Genomic DNA, 2,116 nt, shown 5'->3' with positions numbered 1-2,116 from the left:
CAGTTTGCGTTCCGGATGATCCAGCCGCCGCAGCAGCCGATGCATCCTGTCGAGATCGAGATCGATGGATTGGGGATGCAGCCTCGACAGCCGTGCGATCAGGTCGCCGAGCGGCGGCATCGGTCTGGCCGCGGGCGCGTTCACGCTTGCGGTGCTGCCGGCACCGCATCCGCAGCGGGTGCGGTCGAAGCCTGCGTTGCGGCCGGCTCCGGCGCGGGCCTTGGAACGGATTCGATCGCGGGCGACTTCATCAGCAGACGGCACAGCCGCGCCAAGGTCGGGCGCAGATCGTGACGATGCACCACCATGTCGATCATGCCGTGGTCCTTCAGGTATTCCGCGCGCTGAAAGCCGTCCGGCAATTTTTCCCGGATGGTCTGTTCGATCACCCGCGCGCCGGCAAAACCGATCAAGGCGCCGGGCTCGGCGATCTGCACGTCGCCGAGCATGGCATAGGACGCGGTGACGCCGCCGGTGGTCGGATTGGTCAGCACCACGATATACGGCAGCGTCGCCTCGCGCAGCATCTGCACGGCCACGGTGGTGCGCGGCAATTGCATCAGCGCCAAAATGCCTTCCTGCATCCGCGCGCCGCCGGACGCCGCAAACACGATGAACGGCGATCTCTTTTCGACCGCAAGTTCAAGGCCGCGCACGATCGCCTCGCCGGCGGCCATGCCGAGCGAGCCGCCCATGAAGTCGAAGTCCTGCACCGCGATGACAACGGCGGCGCCCTCCAGCTTGCCGTAGCCGATCTTGATGGCGTCGTTCAGGCCGGTCTTGGCGCGCGCATCCTTGATGCGGTCGGCATAGCGGCGCTCGTCACGAAATTTCAAGGGATCGGCGGTAACCTCGGGCAGCGCCACGTCGAACCAGGTCTCGTTGTCGAAAATCGATTTCAGCCGCGCCGCCGCGCCCATGCGCATGTGATAGTTCGAGCCGGGAATGACGAACTGGTTGCTCTCGACGTCCTTGTAGAACACCAGCTGCCCGGTATCGGGGCACTTGATCCACAAATTCTCCGGGGTTTCGCGTCGCAGGATGTTGCGAATTTTCGGCCGGACGACGCTGGTGAGCCAATTCATGTCTCGCTCCCTGCGATAACAAATCGCTTTGCGAATATGGCGGTCCGGGCGATGCCGGGCAAGCCGCCACGCGGCGCTATGTCGCCGGCAATTGTGGCTTATTCCGCAGCCTGTTTTGCCCCGCGCACGCCCTGCGCCAATGCGGCCACGAGGTCCGCCACCGCGCCGACCGTCCTGGCCGTCGCCCGGCCCTCGGGGTCGAGGTTGGCGCACAAGGCATCGACCAGTGCCGTGCCGACCACCGCGCCGTCGGCCCGGCTGGCAATCGCCCGCGCCTGATCCGGCGTTCGAATCCCGAATCCGACGCAGACCGGCAAATGCGTGTGGCGCTTGATGCGCGCCACCGCCGCCGCCACCTGGTCGGTATCGGCCGATGCGCTGCCGGTGATGCCGGTGATCGACACGTAATAGACAAAGCCGGAGGTATTGGCGAGCACCGCCGGCAGCCGCCTGTCGTCGGTGGTGGGCGTCGCGAGGCGGATGAAATTCAGGCCCGCCTTCAATGCGGGAATGCAGAGTTCGTCGTCCTCTTCCGCCGGCATATCGACCAGGATCAGCCCGTCGACGCCGGCGGCCTTGGCATCGGCCAGAAACTTGTCGACGCCGTAAATGTAGATCGGGTTGTAGTAGCCCATCAGGATGATCGGCGTTAAGTCATCGCCGCTGCGGAAGTCGCGCACCAGCGCGAGGGTTTTCTTCAGCGTCGTTCCTGCCTTCAGCGCGCGCAGGCCGCTCGCCTGAATCGCAGGCCCATCCGCCATCGGATCGGTAAAGGGCATGCCGATCTCGATGATATCGGCGCCGGCCTTCGGCAGCGCCCTGATGATATCGAGCGAGGTCTTGAGGTCGGGATCACCCGCCATCAAAAACGTGACGAACGCCGCGCGGCCTTGTTTTTTCAGGTCGGCGAAACGGGTATCTATGCGGGTGGTCATGCTGCGGCGGCCGCTGTGCTGCACCTCTCCCCGTTGGGGAAAGGTCGACCGCGAAGCGGTCGGGTGAGGGGGAGCCCCGGATACAGCTTGGCGTTT

The 2,116-nt window shown here is 65.0% G+C and carries 2 protein-coding genes; both read right to left on the bottom strand.

Going from position 1 to position 2,116, the window contains the following annotated elements; all coding sequences use genetic code 11:
- Positions 1-140 precede the first annotated feature (140 nt).
- The gene (gene accD / locus VGP39_RS05670; protein ID WP_327567128.1) at positions 141-1,085 is read right to left on the bottom strand and encodes an acetyl-CoA carboxylase, carboxyltransferase subunit beta; all 945 of its coding nucleotides are present in this window, start codon (positions 1,083-1,085) and stop codon (positions 141-143) included.
- Positions 1,086-1,183: 98 nt separating this feature from the next.
- Positions 1,184-2,020, bottom strand: a complete 837-nt coding sequence (trpA, locus tag VGP39_RS05665; protein WP_327567127.1) for a tryptophan synthase subunit alpha — start codon at positions 2,018-2,020, stop codon at positions 1,184-1,186.
- Positions 2,021-2,116: the final 96 nt, after the last annotated feature.

Source organism: Bradyrhizobium sp. (assembly GCF_036009065.1).
Classification (GTDB): Bacteria; Pseudomonadota; Alphaproteobacteria; order Rhizobiales; family Xanthobacteraceae; genus Bradyrhizobium.
Note: the sequence above shows the minus strand (reverse complement) of the source record. Positions and strands in the feature narration are given on the sequence as shown.